At 44.8% G+C, this 23,824-nt stretch carries 37 protein-coding genes and 3 pseudogenes; 20 read left to right on the top strand and 20 right to left on the bottom strand.

Going from position 1 to position 23,824, the window contains the following annotated elements; genetic code table 11:
- Positions 1-16: 16 nt before the first annotated feature.
- Genes RS881_RS29660 through RS881_RS29650 form a run of 3 tightly spaced genes read right to left on the bottom strand, consistent with a single transcriptional unit; the run spans position 17 to position 1,319 of the window.
- Positions 17-322, bottom strand: coding sequence for a hypothetical protein (locus RS881_RS29660; RefSeq protein ID WP_315814038.1), 306 nt, complete (start codon positions 320-322; stop codon positions 17-19).
- Positions 304-1,071 (bottom strand): radical SAM protein, encoded by a 768-nt coding sequence (locus RS881_RS29655; RefSeq protein ID WP_315814037.1) that lies wholly within the window; start codon positions 1,069-1,071, stop codon positions 304-306. The genes RS881_RS29660 and RS881_RS29655 overlap by 19 nt, the downstream gene beginning before the upstream one ends.
- Complete coding sequence (locus RS881_RS29650; RefSeq protein WP_315814036.1) at positions 1,023-1,319, bottom strand: hypothetical protein; 297 nt, start codon at positions 1,317-1,319, stop codon at positions 1,023-1,025. Before RS881_RS29650 ends, RS881_RS29655 begins: the two co-directional genes overlap by 49 nt.
- Positions 1,320-1,398: 79 nt before the next feature.
- Between RS881_RS29650 and RS881_RS29645 the strand changes: the two genes are divergently transcribed.
- The 13 genes and pseudogenes from RS881_RS29645 (at position 1,399) to RS881_RS60120 (ending at position 6,326) form a co-directional block, all read left to right on the top strand.
- On the top strand, positions 1,399-1,887 hold the full coding sequence (locus RS881_RS29645; RefSeq protein WP_315814035.1) for a DUF4258 domain-containing protein: 489 nt from the start codon (positions 1,399-1,401) through the stop codon (positions 1,885-1,887).
- 409 nt (positions 1,888-2,296) lie between these two features.
- Positions 2,297-2,520: pseudogene (locus tag RS881_RS29640) on the top strand (lysophospholipid acyltransferase family protein); the annotation flags it as partial.
- An 81-nt stretch (positions 2,521-2,601) separates the two neighbouring features.
- Positions 2,602-2,820 carry a hypothetical protein gene (locus tag RS881_RS29635; RefSeq protein WP_315814033.1) on the top strand — a complete coding sequence of 73 codons (219 nt, stop codon included), beginning with the start codon at positions 2,602-2,604 and terminating at the stop codon, positions 2,818-2,820.
- A 10-nt stretch (positions 2,821-2,830) separates the two neighbouring features.
- Complete coding sequence (locus RS881_RS29630) at positions 2,831-3,064, top strand: primosomal protein N' family DNA-binding protein (protein WP_315814032.1); 234 nt, start codon at positions 2,831-2,833, stop codon at positions 3,062-3,064.
- On the top strand, positions 3,016-3,255 hold the full coding sequence (locus RS881_RS29625; protein ID WP_315824651.1) for a primosomal protein N' family DNA-binding protein: 240 nt from the start codon (positions 3,016-3,018) through the stop codon (positions 3,253-3,255). Before RS881_RS29630 ends, RS881_RS29625 begins: the two co-directional genes overlap by 49 nt.
- Entirely contained in the window at positions 3,252-3,572 is a 321-nt protein-coding gene (locus RS881_RS29620) for a hypothetical protein (protein WP_315814031.1), read from the top strand. Before RS881_RS29625 ends, RS881_RS29620 begins: the two co-directional genes overlap by 4 nt.
- 56 nt (positions 3,573-3,628) lie before the next feature.
- On the top strand, positions 3,629-3,961 hold the full coding sequence (locus tag RS881_RS29615; RefSeq protein ID WP_315824650.1) for a DEAD/DEAH box helicase: 333 nt from the start codon (positions 3,629-3,631) through the stop codon (positions 3,959-3,961).
- Entirely contained in the window at positions 3,958-4,287 is a 330-nt protein-coding gene (locus RS881_RS29610; RefSeq protein ID WP_315814030.1) for a hypothetical protein, read from the top strand. The genes RS881_RS29615 and RS881_RS29610 overlap by 4 nt, the downstream gene beginning before the upstream one ends.
- Positions 4,284-4,565, top strand: a complete 282-nt coding sequence (locus tag RS881_RS29605; protein WP_315814029.1) for a hypothetical protein — start codon at positions 4,284-4,286, stop codon at positions 4,563-4,565. The genes RS881_RS29610 and RS881_RS29605 overlap by 4 nt, the downstream gene beginning before the upstream one ends.
- Positions 4,566-4,582: 17 nt before the next feature.
- Positions 4,583-5,275, top strand: coding sequence for a helicase-related protein (locus tag RS881_RS29600; protein ID WP_315814028.1), 693 nt, complete (start codon positions 4,583-4,585; stop codon positions 5,273-5,275).
- Positions 5,276-5,315: 40 nt separating this feature from the next.
- Positions 5,316-5,513: a hypothetical protein gene (locus tag RS881_RS29595; protein WP_315814027.1), complete on the top strand. Its 198-nt coding sequence runs from the start codon at positions 5,316-5,318 to the stop codon at positions 5,511-5,513.
- Positions 5,510-5,779 (top strand): FAD-binding protein, encoded by a 270-nt coding sequence (locus tag RS881_RS29590; RefSeq protein WP_315814026.1) that lies wholly within the window; start codon positions 5,510-5,512, stop codon positions 5,777-5,779. Before RS881_RS29595 ends, RS881_RS29590 begins: the two co-directional genes overlap by 4 nt.
- 143 nt (positions 5,780-5,922) lie before the next feature.
- Positions 5,923-6,326 (top strand): annotated as a pseudogene (locus RS881_RS60120) (hypothetical protein).
- A gap of 165 nt (positions 6,327-6,491) precedes the next feature.
- Here RS881_RS60120 and RS881_RS29575 read toward each other — a convergent pair.
- The 8 genes from RS881_RS29575 to RS881_RS29535 form a co-directional block, all read right to left on the bottom strand.
- Positions 6,492-7,190 (bottom strand): hypothetical protein, encoded by a 699-nt coding sequence (locus tag RS881_RS29575; RefSeq protein ID WP_315814023.1) that lies wholly within the window; start codon positions 7,188-7,190, stop codon positions 6,492-6,494.
- The gene (locus RS881_RS29570; RefSeq protein ID WP_315814022.1) at positions 7,169-8,017 is read right to left on the bottom strand and encodes a sigma 54-interacting transcriptional regulator; all 849 of its coding nucleotides are present in this window, start codon (positions 8,015-8,017) and stop codon (positions 7,169-7,171) included. Before RS881_RS29570 ends, RS881_RS29575 begins: the two co-directional genes overlap by 22 nt.
- Before the next feature lie 23 nt (positions 8,018-8,040).
- Positions 8,041-8,436 carry a hypothetical protein gene (locus tag RS881_RS29565; RefSeq protein ID WP_315814021.1) on the bottom strand — a complete coding sequence of 132 codons (396 nt, stop codon included), beginning with the start codon at positions 8,434-8,436 and terminating at the stop codon, positions 8,041-8,043.
- The gene (locus tag RS881_RS29560; protein WP_315814020.1) at positions 8,411-8,833 is read right to left on the bottom strand and encodes a hypothetical protein; all 423 of its coding nucleotides are present in this window, start codon (positions 8,831-8,833) and stop codon (positions 8,411-8,413) included. Before RS881_RS29560 ends, RS881_RS29565 begins: the two co-directional genes overlap by 26 nt.
- Before the next feature lie 13 nt (positions 8,834-8,846).
- Positions 8,847-9,026 carry a hypothetical protein gene (locus RS881_RS29555; protein WP_315814019.1) on the bottom strand — a complete coding sequence of 60 codons (180 nt, stop codon included), beginning with the start codon at positions 9,024-9,026 and terminating at the stop codon, positions 8,847-8,849.
- A 106-nt stretch (positions 9,027-9,132) separates the two neighbouring features.
- Positions 9,133-9,336 carry a hypothetical protein gene (locus RS881_RS29550; protein WP_315814018.1) on the bottom strand — a complete coding sequence of 68 codons (204 nt, stop codon included), beginning with the start codon at positions 9,334-9,336 and terminating at the stop codon, positions 9,133-9,135.
- A 768-nt stretch (positions 9,337-10,104) separates the two neighbouring features.
- Positions 10,105-10,425: a T9SS type A sorting domain-containing protein gene (locus RS881_RS29540; RefSeq protein WP_315814016.1), complete on the bottom strand. Its 321-nt coding sequence runs from the start codon at positions 10,423-10,425 to the stop codon at positions 10,105-10,107.
- Between the two features lie 89 nt (positions 10,426-10,514).
- The gene (locus RS881_RS29535; protein WP_315814015.1) at positions 10,515-11,933 is read right to left on the bottom strand and encodes a delta-60 repeat domain-containing protein; all 1,419 of its coding nucleotides are present in this window, start codon (positions 11,931-11,933) and stop codon (positions 10,515-10,517) included.
- Positions 11,934-12,356: 423 nt separating this feature from the next.
- Between RS881_RS29535 and RS881_RS29530 the strand changes: the two genes are divergently transcribed.
- Complete coding sequence (locus tag RS881_RS29530; RefSeq protein WP_315814014.1) at positions 12,357-12,644, top strand: RagB/SusD family nutrient uptake outer membrane protein; 288 nt, start codon at positions 12,357-12,359, stop codon at positions 12,642-12,644.
- A gap of 322 nt (positions 12,645-12,966) precedes the next feature.
- On the opposite strand, the gene RS881_RS29525 is transcribed toward RS881_RS29530, so the two are convergent.
- The 9 genes and pseudogenes from RS881_RS29525 to RS881_RS29485 form a co-directional block, all read right to left on the bottom strand.
- Positions 12,967-13,398, bottom strand: a complete 432-nt coding sequence (locus RS881_RS29525) for a hypothetical protein (RefSeq protein WP_315814013.1) — start codon at positions 13,396-13,398, stop codon at positions 12,967-12,969.
- On the bottom strand, positions 13,371-14,597 hold the full coding sequence (locus RS881_RS29520; RefSeq protein WP_315814012.1) for a hypothetical protein: 1,227 nt from the start codon (positions 14,595-14,597) through the stop codon (positions 13,371-13,373). Before RS881_RS29520 ends, RS881_RS29525 begins: the two co-directional genes overlap by 28 nt.
- 142 nt (positions 14,598-14,739) lie before the next feature.
- Entirely contained in the window at positions 14,740-15,321 is a 582-nt protein-coding gene (locus RS881_RS29515; RefSeq protein WP_315814011.1) for a hypothetical protein, read from the bottom strand.
- Positions 15,318-16,117 (bottom strand): annotated as a pseudogene (locus RS881_RS29510) (protein O-mannosyl-transferase family). Before RS881_RS29510 ends, RS881_RS29515 begins: the two are co-directional and overlap by 4 nt.
- A gap of 406 nt (positions 16,118-16,523) precedes the next feature.
- A complete protein-coding gene (locus RS881_RS29505) occupies positions 16,524-17,105 on the bottom strand; it encodes an SAM hydrolase/SAM-dependent halogenase family protein (protein ID WP_315814010.1) in 582 nt (193 codons plus the stop codon).
- Positions 17,048-17,338, bottom strand: coding sequence for an SAM-dependent chlorinase/fluorinase (locus tag RS881_RS29500; protein WP_315814009.1), 291 nt, complete (start codon positions 17,336-17,338; stop codon positions 17,048-17,050). Before RS881_RS29500 ends, RS881_RS29505 begins: the two co-directional genes overlap by 58 nt.
- A 1-nt stretch (position 17,339) precedes the next feature.
- Complete coding sequence (locus tag RS881_RS29495; RefSeq protein WP_315824649.1) at positions 17,340-18,155, bottom strand: SDR family oxidoreductase; 816 nt, start codon at positions 18,153-18,155, stop codon at positions 17,340-17,342.
- Positions 18,156-18,354: 199 nt separating this feature from the next.
- Positions 18,355-18,678, bottom strand: a complete 324-nt coding sequence (locus RS881_RS29490) for a VOC family protein (protein WP_315814008.1) — start codon at positions 18,676-18,678, stop codon at positions 18,355-18,357.
- A 63-nt stretch (positions 18,679-18,741) separates the two neighbouring features.
- Positions 18,742-19,104: a VOC family protein gene (locus tag RS881_RS29485; protein WP_315814007.1), complete on the bottom strand. Its 363-nt coding sequence runs from the start codon at positions 19,102-19,104 to the stop codon at positions 18,742-18,744.
- A gap of 193 nt (positions 19,105-19,297) precedes the next feature.
- On the opposite strand from RS881_RS29485, the gene RS881_RS29480 reads away from it, so the two are divergent.
- From RS881_RS29480 to RS881_RS29455, 6 genes are all read left to right on the top strand, one after another.
- On the top strand, positions 19,298-20,251 hold the full coding sequence (locus RS881_RS29480; protein ID WP_315814006.1) for a phage tail-like protein: 954 nt from the start codon (positions 19,298-19,300) through the stop codon (positions 20,249-20,251).
- Positions 20,252-20,301: 50 nt separating this feature from the next.
- Positions 20,302-20,661, top strand: coding sequence for a hypothetical protein (locus RS881_RS29475; RefSeq protein ID WP_315814005.1), 360 nt, complete (start codon positions 20,302-20,304; stop codon positions 20,659-20,661).
- A gap of 96 nt (positions 20,662-20,757) precedes the next feature.
- On the top strand, positions 20,758-21,435 hold the full coding sequence (locus RS881_RS29470; RefSeq protein ID WP_315814004.1) for a GNAT family N-acetyltransferase: 678 nt from the start codon (positions 20,758-20,760) through the stop codon (positions 21,433-21,435).
- 106 nt (positions 21,436-21,541) lie between these two features.
- Complete coding sequence (locus RS881_RS29465; RefSeq protein ID WP_315814003.1) at positions 21,542-22,111, top strand: dihydrofolate reductase family protein; 570 nt, start codon at positions 21,542-21,544, stop codon at positions 22,109-22,111.
- A gap of 242 nt (positions 22,112-22,353) precedes the next feature.
- On the top strand, positions 22,354-22,761 hold the full coding sequence (locus RS881_RS29460) for a YybH family protein (protein ID WP_315814002.1): 408 nt from the start codon (positions 22,354-22,356) through the stop codon (positions 22,759-22,761).
- Positions 22,762-23,450: 689 nt separating this feature from the next.
- Complete coding sequence (locus tag RS881_RS29455) at positions 23,451-23,744, top strand: hypothetical protein (protein ID WP_315814001.1); 294 nt, start codon at positions 23,451-23,453, stop codon at positions 23,742-23,744.
- The last annotated feature ends 80 nt before the right edge of the window (positions 23,745-23,824 follow it).

Genomic DNA, 23,824 nt, shown 5'->3' with positions numbered 1-23,824 from the left:
AACAATTCATAATTGTTTACAATCTGCAGTCGGTTACCTGGTTGGCATATTCGGCTCTGTAAGGCATGGTCACTTTAATATAGTTGTCGGTATAGCCTTCCATCATACCATTTTTTTCATGCCTTTCAAATAACACTTTACGTGTTTGACCAGCATGGAGTTGGGTAAAATACTGCATTTTCATATAGGATAAGTTACGCAGTGTTTTATTTCGATCATTCCGGATATTGACAGGAACAACAGGTTCTATTTCTAATGCCCTGGTATTATCTCTTTCTGAATACGTGAAAACATGGAGATAAGTTACGTCAAGGGCATGCAAAAGTCAAAACTTTCTTTGAAATGGTCATTTGACTCGCCGGGAAAGCCTACAATGACGTCCACACCTACTGCACAATGCGGCATGAGGGTCTTGATCAGGTTTACCCGATCGACATACAATTCGCGTTTATAACGCCTCCTCATGAGGCCTAGAATGTGGTTACTGCCACTTTGAAGGGGCATGTGGAAATGAGGCATGAATTTATCGCTATTAGCTACAAATTCTATGATCTCGTTGGTGAGGAGGTTGGGTTCTATCGAAGAAATACGGTAACGGTCAATGCCCTGCACTTTATCCAACTCCTTTATCAGATCCAGGAAGCTCTCTTTATAGGGCTTCTTTCCACCTTCGGCAATAGCCATTCCATCGTCCCCTTTGCCAAAATCGCCCAGATTTACCCCTGTTAAAACGATCTCCTTTACACCGGTGGTGGCCAACTCCTCTACATTGCACAACACATTGGTTATGGTATCGCTACGGCTTTTCCCCCTGGCCATGGGAATGGTACAAAAGGAACAATTGTAATCACAGCCATCCTGCACCTTTAGAAAAGTACGGGTTCTGTCATTAAGAGAATAAGAAGCATTGAACCCAGTGATGGTTTCGATATCGCAACTGCAAATTTTGGCTGAGTCGCCTTTGGCCAGTTCGCGGATATGTTGGGCAATATTGAATTTTTCAGCAGCTCCCAATACCAGGTCTACGCCTGGAATTTCGGCAATTTCCTGGGTTTTAACTGTGCATAACAACCTGTGATCACCACCAGGCTTTCGGGGAATTTGCGTTGAATACGGCGTACCAGGTGGCGGCACTCTTTATCGGCATTATCTGTTACGGAACAGGTGTTGATAACATACACATCTGCCTGATTATCAAAATCAGTCTTCTCAAAACCTTCATTCTCCAATAAACGGGAAAGGGTGGAGGTTTCTGAAAAATTAAGTTTACAACCGAGTGTATGAAATGCTACTGTTCTTTTTCTGCCATGTCGGGGCAAAGATACGGGGGATTAAGGATTTAGGGTTTAGGGGTGGGATTTAGAATTTGCTAAAGTGTATTTTGCAGCAAATTATGTTATGAAAAAGTCCCAGGGACCTGTTTCAATAGTCCTATTGGTTTTAGTAGTTGTGCTGGGTATCGTATTGAAAAACAATCGCTCACGCGAAAAGGAAGGCCAGAAACCACAGCAAGAGCAAACTGACCGGAGAGATACCGCCGTGCCTCGATCCAGGGAGGATAACCGCCGGAACAACCCGCCCAGTGATGGCCCTGGCCGGGAGGGTGGTTTTGACCGCCGGGTGGGTAAACTGATCTATACCAAACATGCCCGTTGCAGGATGGCCTGCCGTCAAATTGATGAAACGGAGGTGCAGGAGATCCTGGAGCAGGGAACGGTCAATGAGCGGAAAAGTGAACCTGCGGCCCGGCCCGATCCCAAATATGCACTGGAAGGACGTACGCATGATGGTCAGCAGGTACGCATCATCTTTGCCCCCTCCGACCGGGGAATGGTGGTTATTACGGTAATTGACCTGGGTAGGGATTGGAGCTGCGATTGCAAATAGGGTCGTGAAGGCGGAAAGTCTGAATGACGGTAAGAAAATCTTAATTGCTTACTGAGTTTCCGACTTCCGGACTTTCTGACTTTCGGACTTAATGCTTACTTTCCCCGATTCAAATTAGGAAACTGCCCCATGAAATATCTTTTTGCCCCATTCCGGTGGTTGTATTGTTGTTATGCATACCTGGTATTCATTGTCATAATGCTGCTGGTGGTTATTCCTGTTATCATAGCTTCTTTTTTTGGCAAACTCAAAGGAGGCAATTTTATTTATAAAATCTGTAGTTTTTGGGGAGACAGCTGGTTTTTCTCATTGGTATAAGGCATCGCAATATTTATGATGTGCCGCACGATAAAAACAGCAGTACATTTTTGTAGCAAACCATATCTCGTATCTTGATGCCCCGGTCATTGTGACTACCCTGCGGCAACCTGTGCGTGTATTGGGAAAGATAGAGATGTCGAAGATGCCCGTTTTTGGCCTTATTTATAAAAATGCGGTGGTAACGGTTGACAGGAGTAGTGCGGAAAACCGGGCGCGTAGTGTGCGGGTGTTGAAATCGGTCATCAAAAGGGTATCTCTATTTTTATATTCCCGGAAGGCACGTTCAATGAAACGTACCAACCCGTAAAGGATTTTTTTGATGGGGCCTTCCGTATTGCGATTGAAACGCAAACGCCCATCAAGCCGGTCCTGTTCCTGGATGCGTATACCCGGATGCACTATACAAGTATATTCTCACTTAACCCCGGTCGGTCGAGGTCGGTATTCCTGGCGCCTATTCCGGTAGAAGGGTTAACCAGTAAAGACCTGCCTGCGCTGAAACAACAGGTATATAGCATCATGGAAAAAGGCTGTTGGAATACAAAGCTGATTGGATTGATGGAAGGTACGAGGGGAAATAGGGTGATGGTAATAGCGTATCTTGCGCCTTAATTTTTTTGATTTGTTTGCAGAAATAATCATACCGCTGGCTTTGCCCAAGAACTATACCTGGGCGGTACCTGCCCATTTGCTGGAACAGGTAAAGGTGGGGGTACGGGTGGAAGTAGGGCTCAAACAAACGAAACGGTATGCGGGGGTTGTAAAAAGGCTGCACAATGAAAAACCGGAGTTTTTGAGGCCAAGGATATCCTTAATATACTGGATGCAGAGCCGATCGTATATCCTGAACAACTAAAACTCTGGGAATGGATTGCGGGATACTATATGTGCAGCGAAGGAGAGGTGATGGCTGCGGCATTGCCCTCGCATTTTAAGCTAAGCAGTGAAACGCAACTGGTGTTTAATGAGGAGTATGGAGACAATTTTGATCAATTGGACCATGACGAATACCTGGTGGGAGAGGCGCTGTTGTTGAAAAAGAATTGAAAATTGGGAAGTACAGCAATTGCTGGATAGTTCGCATGTATATCCTGTTATTAAAAGGCTCATTGATAAAAGGTTTGTTTTGTATGGGAGGCCTTGAAAGAAACGTATACGCCCAAAAAAAAGAGAGTTTTGTATTGTTGAATCCGATCTATGACAATGAGGATGAACTGGCCAGATTGCTGAATGAAGACAAAAAACTACAGAGGGCAGAAAAGCAGTTGGAGTTGTTATTGAGTTATCTGCACCTTATGAAGACGGAAGGAGAGGTAAGCAAGGCGCAACTGCTCAAAAAAGCAATGCATCGGATGCACAATTAAAGGGACTGGTAGATAAGAATATTCTTTTCCTGGAGAAAAGGCAGGTAGACCGGTTGATGTACCTGCCCCGGAATATCAATATTGATTTCACGCTTACACCGGCGCAGCAAACAGCGCTGGAACAAACGCTGACCTCGCTGACGGAAAAACCTGTTTGCCTGTTGCATGGTGTGACCTCCAGTGGTAAAACACAGGTATACATTAAGCTTATTGAGGAATATGTACGCAAGGGAAAACAGGTGCTTTACCTGTTGCCGGAAATAGCCCTTACTTCGCAGATCATCCGCCGCCTGCAAAGGCATTTTGGTGGGTATATAGGTATCTACCATAGTAAATTCAACCAAAACGAGCGGCTAGAAATATGGAATAAAGTAAAAACGGGGAGTTGAAGATCGTATTGGGCGCCCGCAGCTCGTTATTCCTGCCTTTTAGTGACCTTGGTTTGATCGTAGCAGACGAGGAGCATGATACCTCGTATAAGCAACAGGACCCCTCACCACGCTATCATGCAAGGGACGGAGGAGTATATTATGCCTCACTTTTTAATGCGCAAGTATTATTGGGCAGCGCCACGCCCTCGATAGAGAGTTATTACAATGCAAAAACCAACAAGTATGGGTTGGTAACGCTACAAGAGCGGTTTGGTGGGGTGCAACTGCCGGTGATCAATATCATTGATACAAAAAAATACTGCGCCCCGATAGGGATAAAGTGATTATTTCGCCCGAACTACGGGCAGCTATAGACCATTCATTGCAAAGGAATAAACAGGTGATCCTATTCCAAAATCGCCGTGGTTATTCACCTTACCAAATATGTCAGGCTTGTGGTTGGATACCGCAATGTAAATATTGCGATGTTTCGCTCACCTTTCACAAGAATACGAATAAGCTGCATTGTCATTATTGTGGTACAATCTACCCGCCGGTGTATACTTGTATGGCCTGCGGGAGTGACCGGTTCCTCACCCGCAATTTTGGTACGGAAAGATAGAGGAACAATTGGAGGAAATGTTCCCCAAATACCGGATCGCGCGTATGGATGTAGACAGTGTAAAAGGGAAAACAGCGCACGACAACCTCATTCAGCAGTTTGAACAACAAAAGCTGGATATGCTGGTAGGAACGCAAATGGTTGTGAAAGGGCTGGACTTTGAACATGTAGAACTGGTAGGGATTCTTGATGCGGACAGTCTTTTGAGCTTTGCCGATTTCAGGGTCAATGAACGGGCGTTTCAATTAATGGAACAGGTAAGCGGCCGGGCAGGCCGCAAAGACGAGCAGGGGCATGTAATGATACAGGTATCCAATACACGTCATCCGGTGTTGGGATATGTACAACAGCATGACTACCATTCTTTTTACCTGTATGAGATGGAAGGCCGGAAACAATTTGCTTATCCACCATTCTCGCGTTGTATCCTGCTTACATTTAAACACTATGTCAAAGATGCGGCAGAAGCAGCAGCGAATAGTATTGCAGCATCACTGAAAACTGAATTTGGGAATTACCTGGTGGGGCCGGCAGAACCCGTTGTAAACCGGGTACGCAACCAATATCTGATGGAGTTGCTGATTAAATTACCGAGGGAAGCCCGGATCATTCAACGCTGCAAACAACAAATACAAGAACAAATTGCGATCATGCACCAACACCAGCGGTTTAAGAAAGTAGTGGTGATTGTGGATGTAGATACGATGTAGGGGATGCACGAAATTTCCGTACTTTACTTTTTACTATTTTATGATTATTCTCAATAATTATTCCTTACTCGCTTTCAATACAATGGGTATTGATGTTAAGGCCAGGACATTTGCGTCTTTTTCGGATGCTGATGGATTGATTCAATTATTGGAAGGAGGGGCAGCAAACAATCAGCCATTGGTATTGGGTGGAGGCAGCAATATCCTTTTACGAAAGATTATGACGGGTGGGTATTGAAGAATGAGGTAAAGGGTATTGAAGTAGTAGCAGAAGATGACGATTATGTATATGTAAAAGCAGGGGCAGGGGAGAATTGGCAAGGCTTTGTCATGTATTGCCTGGAAAGGAATCTGGCTGGCGTAGAAAACCTATCGCTCATACCTGGCAACGTGGGTGCCAGTCCCATGCAAAATATCGGAGCTTACGGCGTGGAGATCAAAGATGTGTTCCAGGAGTTGGAAGCCTTTCACCTGCACGATAAAAGGTACAATTGTTCAGCCTGAATGATTGTGGATTTGGCTACCGGGAAAGTGTATTCAAACATCGGTACCGCAACCAGTTTGTAATACTCAACGTAACTTACCGCCTCTGTAAAAATCCCCGTTTCAATACTACCTACGGCGCTATTGAGCAAGAACTAGAGCGTATGGGAGTATCGCAACTAAGCATTCAAGCTATTTCACAGGCTGTGATCAATATACGTCGTTCAAAATTGCCCGATCCGCAAGAGATTGGGAATACGGGTAGCTTTTTCAAAAACCCATCTATAGAGACCTCCTTCTTTAAAGAATTGCAAGTAGCCTTTCCAGGAATTGTTGGTTACGGCAATGCAGATGGGTCTACTAAATTGGCGGCAGGATGGCTCATTGAACAATGTGGCTGGAAAGGAGTACGTAGGGGGATGCGGGCTGTCATGTAAAGCAGGCCCTGGTATTGGTGAACTATGGGCATGCTACGGGAAAAGAGATATACGACCTCAGTGAAGATATTGTGCAAAGTGTGAAAGCAAAATTTGGTGTAACACTGGAACGTGAAGTGAATATTGTCTGAACCATGATTCATTGGACTTTGAGGATGAAGAGGAAATAGCACGCAAGGAATAAACAGGGCATATAGTAAAAAGGCAGCTTGATCAGGCTGCCTTTTTGCATGATACTATACGGTAATAAAGTAAACTACATACTAAATAATCCATCAAATCCCCGGTTCAGGCAATTAATTAAAATCTTCTTCCCCTAACTCTTCATCGGAAAATGAGCTGGCATTACCCAGGTTGAGCATGGAACCCATAAGGTCTTTGAACTCCACCTTATTTTCCACGATCTTTTTACTGATCAAGGAGAAGGAGGCCAATCCATGAAGTACAAATTCCATTAATAAGGCGGCTTCTTTTTCATTGGCCTGTTTGAAGAACTTCTTTACCAGGGCATGCAGGCCATCTACACGATACAATTGCTGGATCTTTTCGGCATCGGTGGTATTGAACAGGATGTTCAGGGAATTGCCTTTATCGAACCAGGCCTGTATGGAACGGTAGGGGTTTTCATCAGGCTGTTGTTGGTTACGTTTCTTCTTTAGGGATTCGGGATTGGGAAAGTAATGAACAAACTGGGTGCGGATGGCTTTGTCCAGCAGGTTCATAGCTACCTGGTAAGGGCCTTCCTGTTCACCTTCATACACCAATTCGATCTTACCGGTAATGGAAGGGATAACACCAATCATATCACTGATCCAGACCTGGGTATCTTTTTCCTGGTTAATGATGACTCTTCTTTCAGCAGCACTGACAGCATTTTCAAATGCGGATATGCTTAACCGGGCTGATACACCGCTCTTCTTATCTACCAGCTCACTACTGCGTGCTTCAAAAGGTATTTGCTCGATGAGCCTTTTTATGAGGTCGCTGATGCGCACCTTTTCTTTTGTTCTGCCGGCACATCGGCCTCTTGTTCGGTAATGCTCAGTGCTGTTTCAATATTTTTCGGATAGTGTGTTAATATCTGGCTTTCAATGCGGTCCTTTAAAGGGGTTACAATGGAGCCCCGGTTGGTGTAATCTTCAGGATTGGCTGTAAATACGAACAGGATATCCAGGGGCATACGGAGCTTGAAACCCCGAATCTGTACGTCGCCTTCCTCCAGTATATTGAACAAGGCTACTTGTATGCGGGCTTGCAGGTCGGGAATTTCATTGATCACGAAGATGCCACGGTTACTGCGGGGGATGATACCATAATGGATCACTCTTTCATCAGCAAAATGGAGTTTGAGGTTGGCCGCTTTAATGGGATCGATATCTCCAATCAGATCGGCCACACTTACATCGGGAGTGGCCAATTTCTCTCCATATCGCTCGCTTCGATGCAGCCAGGTAATCGGGGTTTCGTCGCCCTTTTCCTCAATCAGGTCTTTTGCATAACGGGAAACTGGCAACAAGGGATCGTCATTGATCTCGCTGCCATAAACGACGGGAATGTATTCGTCCAATAGTTCTACCATTTGCCGGGCCATCCTGGTTTTAGCTTGCCCACGCAAGCCCAGGAAAAGGATATTGTGTTTGGAAAGAAGGGCTCTTTCTACATCGGGGATCACGGTTTCTTCATAACCCACAATACCATTGAAAGTATTTTCCTTCTTTTGCAAGGAACAGATCAGGTTTTTACGGATCTCTTCCTTCACCGACAAAGGTTTATAACCACTTTTCTTTAGTTCTCCTAAGGTTGCTGCTAATCTTTTAGTCATTATTATTTGTTCAGTTATGTTATTTAATTATCGGGGATATCCTCCATGCTGAAATTGTATAAATCCAGCTCTTTCATAGCGTCTATCAGCGTTTTAAAAACCGGATAACGTGTATCCTTTGGCGCCCTGATGATGAAATTCATACTAACCTTGGTTCCACCCAGGCTATTCTGACAATCAGCTATTACTTTCTTAATATTTTCTTTTGTTGCAGGCTTGATCTCCTCGGGGTCAGCAACTTTAATTAGATTGTCTATCTGCCAGCTTAAAGTTTTGTCTTGAATAGTGATGATGATCCCCTTCCTCCGAATACGGGAGGAGGAAGGTGCTATAGTCCGGGGTGATATGTTCACTACAGGTTCAGCAGTATCCTCACTATTCTGAATGCCAGGTTCATGCAGAATAACCCTTTTTTTCATTTTCTGTTAAGTCGATCAGTGCATATTTCTTTATGTCATTTACTGTCATTTCATCCAAAGCATCCACAGTGTTTTTATAAGTAGCATTGGGATGAGGTTTTATCAAAACCAGCATTGCATCTCCCAACTTGTTTTTAACATCCAACAATACAGTCCGAAGGCCTTTATAATCAACCCTTCTTACTACAGCCCGATCATTCAGAGGGCCTTTATAATAAAACACATTGTCGCGCGGAGCTAATATAAGCGTTAACACGCTGTCGGAATAAACGATGGAATCAGGGAGCTCTTTTTCGTCTTTGGGCAAGAACAGCTTTTGGGTTTTAACACTGAGTGAGTCATCCCCGCAAGCTGTCACCAGTATAATTGCCAACATAATACCAATAAAACCATTCATCAGGAGGGTTTGGTTAATAAACAGTTTTTCTCCGGCCACTTTCAAAATCCTTAAATATAAAGGCGCCCAGTTTGTCTAAGGAGGCGAAGAAAGCCTTACCATTATTCGTTTCTGTAAACTCCTGTACAAACCTTTGTAAATAAGGGTCTGTGGCAATCATGAATGTGGTAATGGGTATTTTAAGCTTTTGCATTGAGCTGCCAGGTTCAGGCAGCGGTTGGTAATCTTCCTGTCCAAGCCAAAACTGTTCTTATAATATCGCTTACCTATTTTGAGGCAGGTAGGTTTCCCATCAGTGATCATAAAGATCTGCTTATTGGGATTCTTGCGCCGGCGCAATAAGTCCATGGCCATTTCAAGCCTGCTACTGTATTGGTATGGTAAGGGCCTACCTGCAGGTAGGGCAGGTCTTTGATCTCCACTGGCCAGGCATCATTGCCAAATACCACAATGTCGAGGGTATCCTTGGGATACTTAGTGGTAATAAGCTCGCTGAGGGCCATAGCCACCTTTTTGCTGGTGTAATGCGGTCCTCCCCATACAGGATCATGGAATGGGAAATGTCGATCATAAGCACGGTAGAGGTCTGTGCTTTGAAATCGGTTTCCCGGATAGAAAGATCATCTTCCTGCATACTAAAACTCTCAATACCATGGTTGATCTGTGCATTGAGGATGGAGGTGGTAAAGTCTATCTGTTCCAGGGTATCTCAAACTGGTAGGGCCTTGTATCGGGACTGATCTCATCGCCCTGGCCTGGTTTAAAGGTATGGTGCTGGCCCTGTTTGGTCTTTTGAGCTTACCAAAAATCTCTTCCAGTGACTTCTTCCGAATGCCCTGCTCGGTCCTGGAAGTAATGGATATTTGCCCGTTCACCGGGTTTTCCTGTATATATCCCTTCTCGCGCAGATCTTCTATAAAATCGCCCATACCGTACTCATTGTCTGTGAGTTCGTATTCCTTGTCCAACTGGCTCATCCAGTTGAGGGCTTCATTAATATCGCCATTGGTATAAGCCAATAACTGCATCAGCACATCCAGCAACTGGTCAAACCGGCTCTTTCCTTCGCTATTGGGATCAAATTTTGTAAAATAATGACCTATCACAAATTATGTTTTATACTATATAAAGGGTTCTCTCAATTTAAGGATTATTGCCGACTATGGGTATAACAATCCCTATCAATTTCAATAACAAATTGTTAAGTGAAATTGTTGGCGTTCGAGGATAAGGTAGGGAGGCTACAGGGCAGCGAGAAACATAAGAAACGGTCACTCTTTCAGGAAACTTGTTGTTAGCCGGGTGTTGCCTGATTTAACGCGCAGTAAATACATACCCTGTTTGAGCCCACTTACATTGAAAGAGGTAATGAGGACATAACCAGCCGATTCTACATTCATTGTTCTCACATGTTTTCCTGAAGCGTCAATTATCTGTAAGGCTAGGTTTCCTTTCATACCGGCCGGTAGTTGTACTTGTAACAGGCTGTGAACAGGATTCGGGAACACCTGCAGCTTTGTATTGAGGTAATTGAGTTTGATGATGAGTATTTTGCTGTATTGTTTTTTACCATCTGCATCCTTTATAAGCAACCGGTAGTAATTGGTGACGGATGCGGGGTGGGCATCGGTAAAGGAATAAGACTTATTGAGTGCAGGGGTATTAAGCGGCGGCAGTGTTCCTATGGAAACATAGTTTTTCCATCTTCACTACGCTCTATCACAAACTGAGCCACATTTTGCTCATCGGTGGTTTTCCATTGCAATAGCACTTCATCATTACGTTTTTGGGCCGAAAACTGCGTTAACAGCAGGGGCAGGGCAGAAGCATCGTTTTGAAAAGCAGCCAGAGCAACATCCTGATTACCGCCTTGGGATATCCATCCGACAACATAGATGGTTTGGGCACTTAGCCTTACTTTACGGGCATTATCGTTTTGACCAAAAGCCAGGTCGGCTGTGGCAATGCCATCGCTATTAAAGGTTAGATCCAGGTCTCCATTGGTCAGGTAACGAACGAGGGTAAAATCGCCATTGTCGCTATTGCCAGCCAACAGGATCTTGCCATCATTCTGTATAGCAGCGCCAATTGCCTGGTCGTTGGTAATACCGGGGCCGATATTGGTAGTCACGATACCATCGCTGTTAAAAGTAACATCAGGAGTACCATTGGTATTTAATCGAATGGCAGCAAAATCATCCTGACCAGCCAAATCTGCCCATCCACCCAGGAGGATCTTACCATCGGCCTGCAATGCAGAGGCATAACAATGGTCATTGCCACCAATAGAAATGGTTACAATTCCTGTTCCACCACCAAATCCATTATCCAGTGTGCCATCGGTCATGTAGCGTACAGCAGCAAAGTCATACACCTGGCCGCCTGCACCACTGGAACCCGTTGCTACCAGTTTACCATCAGGCTGTAATAATAACCCGGAAATAAAATCTTCGGTACCTCCATTCAGGTCAGTAGTTACGATACCATCCCCTCCACCAAAAGCGGGATCAGGGGCCCCATTGGTAAGGTATCGCACCAATGCAAAATCGCCATTGCTGCCTGAATTCCGGTATCCACCCACCACGATCTTTGTATCGGGTTGGATCACTACATAGGAACCATGATCGTCAGACAGTGTACCAGTAATATCGGTAGTTACGATACCATCGCCATCAAAGGTTGGATCAAGGGAGCCGTTGATATTGTAACGCACTACACCAAAATCCTGGCTATTTGTAATTCCTACTGTGCCCACTACCACTATTTTTCCATCGGCTTGCAGTGCTACGCCAAATGCATCGTCATCACCCGGAGTAATATTGGTTGTTACTTTGCCTCCGGTACCAAAGCTATTATCCAGGGTACCGTTTGTATTGTACCGGACGACAGCAAAATCAAGATCGGTTCCATTAAAGCTATTACCCACGACGACTAATTTTCCGTCGGGTTGTAACACGAGATTTCTTCCAAAATCCTGACCAGCCCCGATGGGGGTAATAGCTACACCACCAGTACCAAATGCGGGGTTGAGAGCACCAATTTGAGCGTGAGAATAAATGCAGGAGAATAGTACGGCAAGGAGGCAAGCAAGCTTACTCATAACATTAGTTTTGAAAGGTGAAGAATTGAAATAGTCGGGGATAGTGGACTAGATTCCTAAGAAATTGGAGATTGTATGAGGCTCACAGGGTGGGTTAGGCTAACCTAATTTAATAAAAAAAAATCATGTATGAAAGTATTATGCCGCTTATTTTGACGAAAAGGGAGGTCGTTAACCAATGGCTAACAGAGAGGTAATAAAAAAAGCATCCATGATGCGATCTATGGATGCCTTTAGCAGGGTACGAATATGAATAACTTACTGGTCAACAGGTCATTATTCAGTTGAATAAGTACAGGGCGAAAATGACAGCTTTAGTTATAGCCGGGATTCTGTTGCAGAGCTCGCTGCTTGTCTCTTTCACCCTGTGGAATGGGGAAGAGGTCAAAAGGTGGGAGCATGCTTCGGCTGTAGAAACCAATAATGGTTGTCGATATCCAATTGCAGGGGCGCGAGCGGATACGCCATGAACGCAGGATTGAGCTGGCATTTGAAGGCCAACGATTCTGGGACATTAGAAGGTGGCGCATAGGCGGATTACCAGCTTCTACAGATGCTTATGGAATGGAGATCACTAAAACCGGCACCACTTTCAAGTTTGAAAAATTCCTGCTGGAAAAACGCGCTTACCAGCCACACCCAGATGAACAGATCTTGCACCAGGTCATCGGCCAGGTGGCGGTCATTGGTTTTCTGAAAGGCAGTTTGTAATAAGGAGGGTGCAAACCGGTAATACAATGCATCAAAAGCCCCTGATGGCGCTGCTGAACCAGCTGCCATTACTGTTCGCTATAGGCTTTCAGATCGTTCATGCGGGGCATTTACTAATGCAAGCTATATTACCTACGTTACGCGATTATTAAGAATGACCGATAACAATGTATCATTTTTTTATTGTTCGCCATGGAGTAATAGGCTAATTTAAATGAGCAAACTTTTGCGCAGGTAAGTACTGACGCTGTAGATAATGGCACTAAGAAACCCGTCCCGACAAAAGCCGGGACGGGTTTCTTATATAGCAGGATGAACCTGTTTATTTTTTGGTAGTATCCTTAGGTGCCGCGCCTTGAGAATCCTGTGTAGAGATATCCGAATTGGGATTATCGGTATTGCCGGCAGGTTTAGCACCTCCTTTGAATTGTTTTTCCCATTCACCCAGTTGCATCAGCATCTGGAAAGAGGAATAGATATCCTGGGCAAATACTTCCTGTGAACCTGCCAGGCTATGCCCCCTGTTATTGAGATAAGCCATAGCCTGCATGGCCAACTGTTCGTTGCTCATATCATCACCCAGGGTGCGGTAATAACGCATTTGCTGCTCCAGGTCGCGCTTCATGGAAGTGTTGACTTTAGCAGCCAAAGTCATATCGCCAGCCTCATAAGCTGCCAGCAGGAATGACATGGATACACGGTTATGGAAATTACCACGGTTGGAGGTCATGCCATAAGGCACATTACTTTCCAATACATTGTTGTCATAACGTTGCAGTACTTTTTGGCTGAATCTTTCAGGTTCAGGTTAGCCAGGTTTAACCCCAGGAGGGCATGAGCCTGACGGATGCTGTTGATATGACGACGGTTTTCTTCATCATAATATACACCACCTCTGTTGGCGCCACCATACTTAAACTTCTCCATCACCACTTTAAACATCACGTCGGTAGCAATATTGTTGGCATTTTCGATGGGTACGAGCCTGTAAGACAAACCTTCCATACGGGTGTACTTTTCCAGACCCAGGTTTTCCAACTCCTGTGTAGAAGTGAAATAGATAGGTCTTTTCCAGTTATTGGCGGCAATCAGGGCCAGTACAGCCAGGTCGTTCTTATCAATAGAATTGCGGTTAATATCCAATTTCAGTTCGCTTACGATAGTATCGCCTGGATTCAGTTTCAGGGTCTTTCTCACGGCTTCTACATCTACAGGAATACTGAATTTCTTCACTGGGAATACGCTTGGACGCTCTTCATCACCTTCCATGGGGGCCATTTTAGCCGGGTCTTCACTGGCTATTACATCTTTAAACACTTTGTATAGATCGTAATAATCAGTTTGGTTGTAGCCAGGCAGAGGATAGTAATAGATCCTGTCGCGCCGACCACCTTGTATCTGCTCAGGTGTTAAGATTACATCAGCAGGTTCGCTTTCGTTTACTTTATAGCGCAATTGGTTGATGTACCAATCAGTGCCCAATAAGCTATAGTTTACTACCCGCAGGTCTTTGCGTACACCTTCTACTTCCTGGGTATACCAAAGGGGATAGGTATCATTATCGCCAAATGAGATCAAGATGGCATTCTTCTCACAACTTTCCAGGTAATCGGAACCCAGGTCGCGGGCCAACAACTTTTGGCTACGGTCATGGTCATCCCATTCCTGTGTTGCCATTAAAACAGGCACGGCCAGTAAGGTAATACCAAAAGCAGCATAACCGGCCATGGCACCCTTAAGGTATTTACTCAGCAATTCCCTTACCCACAATACACCAATACCAATCCAGATAGCAAAAGCATAGAAAGAACCCACGTAAGCGTAGTCTCGCTCACGAGGCTGATAGCCTGCCTGGTTGAGGTAAATAACAATGGCAAAACCGGTAAAGAAGAACAAGGCGGAGGTAACCAGCCAGTCCCTGCGGTTGCGGTACTGGTAAATGAGACCGATCACTCCCAGTATCAGGGGCAGGAAGAAGAGCTTATTATTGGCTTTATTCTTTGAGCCGGCTGTTTCCGGTAATACATCCGGGGTACTGTGGCCAAAGAATTTATCTACAGGACTGATACCACTATTCCAGTTGCCATCGCGGCGATTACCGAAGCCTTGAGGTCGTTTTGTTTACCGGCAAAGTTCCACATAAAGTAGCGCCAGTACATCCAACGGAATTGGTAATTGAAGAAATAACGTATTTCAGAAGCCCTGGTAGGTTCTTCATCCTGTTCAAGGCCGCCAAAATTGCGGTATACCTGCTCTTGTTGCCTTTCGTTGTTGGGGTCCCAGGCGCGGGGAATAAGTGAGCGGTAGGCATGCTACCATAATCAATACCGCCATTTTTACCTGCTACTTCATACTTGTCTTTTCCTTTCACGTAGCGGTCGCCTGTAATGACAAAATTCTCTTGGGAGGGCTTATCAGAGAAATAAGGGCCGTAGAGAATGGGCCAATCGCCATATTGTTCGCGGCTTAGGTACCCTACAAGGCTCACAGGGTTGTCTACATTGTACATATCCACAGATGGGTTGGCTGAAGAACGTACCAACGTAGTGAAATAAGTAGAATAGCCCAGGATAACAAATATGGCCGACCAGATGCCGATCTTCAGGAAAGAAGAAACACCTGATTTATAGAAGTAACAAAGTGCGATCAAACCACCCAAACCAAGCAAGAGGATCACAAAGGAGCCTGGGGATTTGATAAAGGGAAACAGAATAATAAGATAATGGCAGAGAGCCATACAGGGAAAAGAGTAAATTTTTTGATCTGTGTTTCGCCAAAACGAAGGCCAATGATCAGCAAGGCTGCCAGTAAGATAAAATAGGTGGCAAAACCACTGAAGAAGGGCAGGCCAAAATCATTCACAAACAGGATATCAAATGCGCCGGCGCCCTTGATAGACCATTGTATGATGACCACTTGTACCAGGCCGGTGATCACGCAACCGAGCATGAAGGCAAAGAAAGTGCCCCAGGCAGTAACCTTATAGCGTTTGAAATAATATACCATTACAATGGCGGGAATGGTCAACAGGTTCAACAAGTGAACACCGATAGACAAGCCCATCATGAAGAAAATGAAGATGATCCAGCGGTCGGCGCGGGAAAACTTATGGCCGTCGGTCTGACTTTCCTTATCTACCTCGTGCTCCCATTTCAGGATAGCCCAGAAAACAATGGCTGTAAATAAGGAGGAGAGGGCATATACCTCACCTTCAACGGCGCTGTACCAGAATGAATCGGAGAAGGTATAGGCCAGGGCGCCCACCACACCAGCAGCCATTACGGCAAAAGTTTGTTCGCCAGTAAGTTCGGCGCCTTTTGCATCAGCTTACGGGCAAAGTGGGTAATGGTCCAGAAAAGGAATAATATAGTGAAGCCGCTGGCAATAGCATTCATAAAGTTTACACCCCTGGCTGCATTGGAGGGATCATCGCCAAAAAGAACAATGAAGAAACGGCCAAGTAATACGTACAAGGGGGCTCCAGGGGGTGGGGTATCTGTAACTTGTAGGCACTGGATACAAACTCGCCGCAGTCCCAAAAACTGCCGGTAGCTTCCATCGTGAGAACGTAAACAGTACAAGCAATCAAACAAACCAGCCAACCTACAATGTTATTGACACGGCTAAAATTCATATTGTATTGATTTTATTAAACTTGGCAAATATATAGAGTTTCGGGTTTCGTGTTACGGGTTTCCAATCTTTATATTCCAGGATTTCAGGCCACACATAAGAGCTTTTAATCATGTCTTTACAGTTGCCACAGGCCCGATTAGGGCTAATTACGTTCGATTATAGCAGAAGGTGGGGAAAACAGGAAAAGAAAAGACGAAAAGTTACGTAGAACAGCCTTCATTTTAGGCAGTTGGTGCAAGTCAATTACCCAAAATAGATTCGCACAGTTTGATAAAACAGGCGGTTTTGCATGTTCTGGGATTTTTCGGTAAATCCCTGGAGGCCAAAGAGGCCGGCGGCATTGCCCTTATTAATGGCAATTTCGAGGTATCCGGCAGCATTGAAAAGGGCCAATTTTTCGCCCTCGGGAACATCAGCATAGGTTTCGCTGATGGCAGCTATTACCTCATTGCGTTTGAAAACGATCTTAAAGCTCCTGCCTTTGCGCTGCTCCTCAAACTGGGCATGGGTAATATTGACTACTATATTCTCAAAATTGTCAATAAATATGATCTGGCCTTCAATCCAATTCTCATTTAATAGGGGGCGCAGGTGGTTGGTTTCGGTAAAATGTACATCAGGCGTACCTATATCGAGGAGGCTGGTACCTGCCTGTAAGGCCTGGACCGCATTGCCCATGATCCGCGCGCAATACAGGGTGTTCTTATTGGCGGTTTTGTCGAGGGGCAGTCCGATCACCATTTCGGGCTTGCCTTCCAGGATCATAGTTAGCAGGCCATTGTCGGCACAAAGAATATATTGTTCCTGGTGGTAGGCCAACAACAATTGCTCTGGCTTTTTTCAAAGAGGTTTACAAGCAGGAGGTGAAAGGTAAAGGGAGGGAAATTGTTAATGGCATTACGGCAAACATAGGCAGCCTGGGGATAGTTGAAAGGGGAGAGGGTATGGGAAATATCAATGAGTGTAAAAGCAGGATTGATCTGTAATAGCTGGCCTTTTAATGCCCCTACCAGGTAGTCCTGTTGTCCTATATCTGATGTCAGGGTTAATAATGCCATTCTATTTAACGAGTTCTCCATTTTTGAAGAAGAACTTATGTACCAGCTTATCGGTCCAGGAAGGGAAGAAACGGTTCATGAACACCGTTCTCTTACCGGTAAAAGTAAGTACGAGGGTGCGTTTCCTCAGTTCAATGGCTTTTACGATATGACTGGCCACTTCATCAGCAGTCATGAGTGAGCCTTCGTCCATGGGTGATTCGCCTTGTGGGTTGCCGTCTTTGTTGAGGGCAGCATTGCGTATATTGGAGGCTGTAAACCCGGGGCATACCCACATTACATTTACACCTGTTTGCAGCAATTCGGTACGCAAGGCTTCCATCCATCCTTGCAGGGCAAATTTTGAGGCTGAGTAACCGCTGCGGCCTGGCAGGCCTCTATAACCAGCAATGGAGGAAACACCTGCAATGGTTCCCTGACGTTCTATAATGGAATTGAGGGCATATTTGGTACAGTGGACTGATCCATAAAAATTAATGTCCATCACTTTTTTAATCACCTCCACATCGGTATCGCGGAATAGTGCCCGCATGCTTACACCGGCATTATTAATGAGAATATCGATACCGCCAAAGGTTTTGATGGTGGATTCAATAAAACGCCGGCAGTCCTGCTCCTTGCTAAGGTCGCAGGTCATCGTATGCAGCATCACGCTGCTATGTTGTAACTGAAGCGTGTAGAGTTTGTCATAATTCCGGGCGCAGGTGGCCACCTTAGCCCCGGCATCAATAAAAGCATTAACAAGCGCCTTTCCTATCCCTTCGGTACCACCAGTAACGACAACTACCTTATCTTTAAAAACGACATATCTGTTAATTATAATTGCAAAAATAATAAATGGGTGACGGATTTACGAAATAACCCTTACCCATTTCTAGCCAACAATGCAAATGCCGGAAAAATTCCGGCATTTGCATGACCCGCTACGGGGTAAAAGGCTTTTTCGGGTAGGTATGGCCTGGCCCTATGACGTTATTTAGGCGTGGTGATCCACCACACATTGCCAAAAGGATCATTCACCCCACTGGTTCTGCCATAGGACTGGTCAACCGGGGCCATAATGGAGGTAGCGCCTTCCGACAGGGCTTTTGATAGGTAGCATCTGCATCGGCCACATTAATGTATAGTCCGGCAGTAACGACAGGCCATTGGGGAGTACTATCACCAAACATGATGGTACTATCGCCAATCTGCACTTCTGCATGCATAATACCCGGGGCATCATCCCGTATTACCTTCCTCAATTCCTTTGCTTCAAAAACATTTTTCATGAATTGATCAAATAAGGCGGCATTGTCCACGATCAGGTAAGGCATTACGGTTTGATAATTTGCTGGCAAAGTGATTTTTTCATGGTGCTGTTGTTTATTTTTGGGTGTTAGCTGTTAGGTTTTACTGGCCGGTTATTGTCGGCCATGAAGCTGGATGTGGTTGTTATTGGGATCGCAGAAGCCGGCATAGAAGCCATGCCCTCCGTCGATGGCTGTTTTAGGAAAATCAATGCGTCCGCCGGCATGTACAATGGTGGCCAGGGTAGTATCAATATCCTCCACATCGATCACCACCTGTACCCCTTGCTTTTCAAGCGCAGGCTGCAGGGAGGGGTCCAGGCCGCCGCCGGAATTGGTATCCCCAATACGGAAGAAAGCATAATTATCACCCTGGCGTATGATTTCCCATTGAAACACTGTGGCATAAAATGCCATGGCAGCGGCCAGGTCGGGAGCCGGTATCTCAATATGGGTAATGGTTTGTTTGTTTTGCATGGCTATACTTTTAATAACCCAAAACTAATTACGTGCCGGGGGCCGGAATAGGAAAAATGCGACATTATTCCTTCACATACAAACTCCGGTAGTTCACCTACAATTACTCCCATTTTCTGGCCAGTGCCGCTATTTTGCAGTTAATTCCTATTCCAACCTTGAGTCCAATTCCTGTCATATAAAAACAATGGATATGCAACCTTTATACAAATGGATGCTGGTGATAACAGGTGTACTATTGCTCAATGTCACCATACTCCGTGCACAAAATGTTGGCATTGGCACTAACCAGCCGGATACCAGTGCTGCGCTTGATATTAGCAGTAATAACAAAGGATTGTTGATCCCAAGAGTGTCGTTGATTAGTAACCCTATTCAGTTTCCCGCTACTGGGTTGATGGTATTCAACCCCAACAATAGGTTTAGAGATGGTATGGGTATCTACATCAATATGGGGGTACCAGAACTGCCTTTATGGCGCCAATTGGTGTCTGAAAGTTCAGGCCTCTTTATCCGTAATCAAACCACACAACAACCAGGTAGTAATTTTAGTATTACAGGTAATGGGGCCATTGCAGGAAACCTCGACGCAGGCAGTGTAAGTATGAGGCCAGAAAATACAGGCACTTCTACCGTGTTTGGGGCCTGGAAGTTGCGGCATTTAGGCCCCAACAGTGCAGCGTCTGGTAGTTTTACCATCAGCATCATACCCAACACACCCGCCATCAGTATATTGCGCAATGGTTTTGTAGGCATCAACCGGGTGGATATGCCTACGGAGGCACTACAGGTAAATGGTAATATCAAAGCCTCGGGCAATGTGCTCATTGATGTGGAGTATGTGAGAAGGGATGCTACAATTGGCAGCCATTCCCGGCGGTCCTTTACATGGAATGCCCGGAGGGCAAAAAGGTTATTGGCGGCGGTGGCGGTCACCGTGATCTTAATACGGCGATGTATGATATACAGATACATTATTCAGGCCCCGATCCCAGTGCAGGAGGTAACCGTTGGCGCTTTTTTATACATAACACCAGTGGCGATAGCCGGGCTTTGTTGCTGTATTGCATATGCGCTAAGGTTCAATAGGAGGCCAGCTAGGGTGAAAGCGAGGGAAGGTCAGAGGCCAATAAATGGTTCCTTTTAAGATAATATAGGTGATGCAACAGTCACGCGTTTTTCTGGTCACCTGGAAAAATGATTCTGCGTATTATTTCTACCTGCTTCATATTTATAGTTTTATTAATTGCTGTTGGAGCTTGCTCCAAAGATGACAATAAGAAAACGGATGGTTGTTATCCTGGCGCCCCCACCGGCCGTGTGATTACAAACAAAAAAGCCACAGTCCATGTATCCGGCGGACTTAAAACAAGTACCTACTTGGTGGAAGACGGTACCGTTGATACTAAGTTAGTGCCCTGTAATCCACTGACCAGTGAATTTCTGCAAAATGACCTGAAAGTTTTTATTAGCGGCGAGGTTAAAGCTACCCCTTACACCTCCGGCGAACCCTGTTGTATATACAGCTTTGTGATTACAAGCATCACTAAACAATAGGATGATCTTGTTTACTGGAAAGGTCCGGAGGATCATCTTTTACCCAACCCTAGCAAACCACAACGCAGGTCGGGCAATTTTGAATAATTTTGCCGTATGAGCCATGATCGTTTCGCTTCACTGGACAACCCGGCCTGGTGGGCCCTTAATGGGGTACAGCAATCCTTCGCTATAGGCGCCCCGCATATCAAAAGATATCAACGCGGCATTTTACCCTTCGCTGCTTACGAATATGGAACAACAGAAAGTATCACAGCCTTAGATACGTGGCTGCAACCCAATGAGGTATTTTTCCTGATTGGAGATCTAACGTCACTGCCCGCACACTGGACTATACTGAATGAATTGCCCTGTGCCCAGATGATCAACCAGACAGCAGTCACTCCGCCTGCAGGCAATGTGATGATCGCTACACTAACAGATGACCACAGTGGGGACATGTACCACCTCATTCAAAAAGTGCAACCTGGATATTATGAACCCGATACCCATCGACTGGGCAGCTATTACGGCATCTGGCAGGAAGATAAGCTGGTAGCTGTTGCCGGCGAACGTATGCGTCTGGAAGAGTTATCAGAGCTCAGCGCCATCTGTACCGATCCTGCTTATACAGGCCGCCAATACGCACAGCACTTAATTGCACATCTTTGTAATACCAATCTTGACAAGGGTATTATTCCTTTTCTCCACGTACTGGAAACGAATGAGCGGGCCATCAGGCTATATGAATACATGGGCTTCACCCGGCGCAGGACCATCTCTTTTGGAAGCTGATCAAAACAGCCGATTAATACCTGACGCAATTATCCCCTTATTGTCGTACTCACACCCTCCGGAAGCAGGATGGATCAGCTAATTTGCAGGCAACAAAAATATACGCATGAAAAGGATTGTATGGTTTATGCATGTGTCGCTGGATGGTTTTGTAGCCGGACCAGCCGGGGAAATGGATTGGATTAAAGTCGATGATGATATGTTTGAATATGCACATATCCAAACCGAACAAGCTGATACCGCTTTGTATGCCAGGGTGACCTACGAGTTGATGGACAATTACTGGCCTACCGCCGCCGATCGGCCCAACGCCACAAAACACGACAAAGATCACAGCGCTTGGTATAATAAGGTCAATAAGATCATAATATCGAAAACGATGGAAGGGCAGCGCCTAACCAACGCAAGAATTATCAGCAACAATATTTCCGACGAGATCAAAAAGCTGAAGCAAGGACCAGGAAAGGGCATGGTGATATTTGGCAGCCCATCGCTGGGGCATATCCTTTCATCCGAAAACCTGATAGATGATTACTGGCTATTTGTGAACCCAATCATCCTTGGCCAGGGTATCCCTTTGTTCAAAGGTGCCAAAAACAGGACCAACCTGAAACTGGAATTATCGAAAACCTTTTCTTCTGGCGTGGTAGGGCTTCATTATGAAGTAATCCGGTAATCAAACTAGCCATGGCAACAACAAAGAAAAACCTAAGGAATAGTACGGTGGATTGTTTCCCATTATTGGAAAACCACTTGTTCCGTTTTGTACAATTTCAGGATTTTTCCGCAGGCTACTTTTGTATTCAATAACAAAATCACTGTTAAAGAAAACAAAACAAGTTATGAAGCCGATCAGTTTTTTCAATTTGCTGTTAAGTGTTACCCTGTCGCTGCTAGTATATAGCTGCGGTACATCCGATGCAAAACCAATCTCCAACCTGGAGGAAGCCAAAAAAAGCAATCGCCGCCAGCAATGCTATCTATTTTGAAGCTTTTGCAAAAGGTGATTCCTCGATATTCATTGACCGTTATACAGAAGACTGTTGTATTATGGCACCCGAAGCGCCACAGTTATGTGGGCCCATTGCACCGCTTGAATTTTTCAGGATCGCCTATTATGGAATAGGATTACGCAATGGTAAGTTTACCACCACAGCTGTTTATGGAGACGGCGTAGAGTATGTTACGGAAGAAGGATTATGGGAATCGTTCGATGCCAACGGAGTAAGGTTTGATAATGGAAAGTTCCTGGTATTATGGAAGAAAACAGCCAAAGGCTGGAAAATGTACCGGGATTCATTCAGTAGTAACAATAAAAAGCAATAATCGATTTCAGGGGTATAGCCATGAACACACACAGCCAGGGCTGTGCACATTCGACTTGCTCACCCGGCAGGTTATCTTACCTCAAAAGCATATGCACATGTTGCTTTTTGGGGTATTTTTTTGCAAACAATACAAGTATATGATCACTAAAAGGGGTTGAAAAATAAAAGCATTACAAAACAAATGTGAAAGCGAGTATGGATGAAGATCGTGCGTAGAACTACTTAAGGTAGGGGCAAAAAAAGGGCCAGCATAAAAATACAGCCCCGTTTTAAAATCCAATATCCTATGAAAAACCGAGGCAAAAGTAAGGGTTTCATGCAGACTACCAATACCCCTTTAGTGGTATTTTAAATAAAACTGTTAAAATGATGATGCAAATGGAATAAGGGGCTTAATAAGGAGTACTCATAAGGGTAAGTTTACATATATAATCTTCTTAATTTCTCCTACAGGTCTTGAGAATACAATCATCGATAATTACTTTATAATCTCCGTGAATGGGTGTAAATTCACCTAAGGGATATTGATATCCTCACCCAACCCCATGCTCATTTACACCACTGCCAGAAAAATAATTGGCCGTATATATTGAAACGATGGTCGGTATCCATCGCTTTCTTTTTGATCATTGTTGTGTATGATCAATTTTTCTCCAACAACTTTCTCGATATCACAGATACATTTTATTGATAGCTGTTGGTTTATTACTCATGCAATTTGTAGACCTCATCAGTAAGCCAAGGATCAAGAAAATAGTTATTGATGAAAATGCCAGGAATATTACCCAGTATTATCGAAGTCCATTTTCAGGTGAGGGAGAAAAAGTCCATAACCTGGATAAAGTACAGTTGTATGTAAAAAGCAAAGCATCAACTGGCGCCATCACCACTCAATCACTGGAGTTGTATAAAAGCTGGCGGCTAATATTGACCTGGATACAAAACACGATGGTTTTTCCGCAGCCACTTTACAGGAAATAAGGCAAGTACTGGAGCAGTTACTCGTTTCTGTAACCAGTACAAAATAAAAAAGCCTGCAAGGTATTGTTACCTTACAGGCT

The organism is Paraflavitalea speifideaquila, assembly GCF_032395985.1.
Classification (GTDB): Bacteria; Bacteroidota; Bacteroidia; order Chitinophagales; family Chitinophagaceae; genus Paraflavitalea; species Paraflavitalea speifideaquila.
The sequence above is the reverse complement of the archived record's forward strand: the minus strand, read 5'-3'. Positions and strand labels throughout refer to the sequence as shown.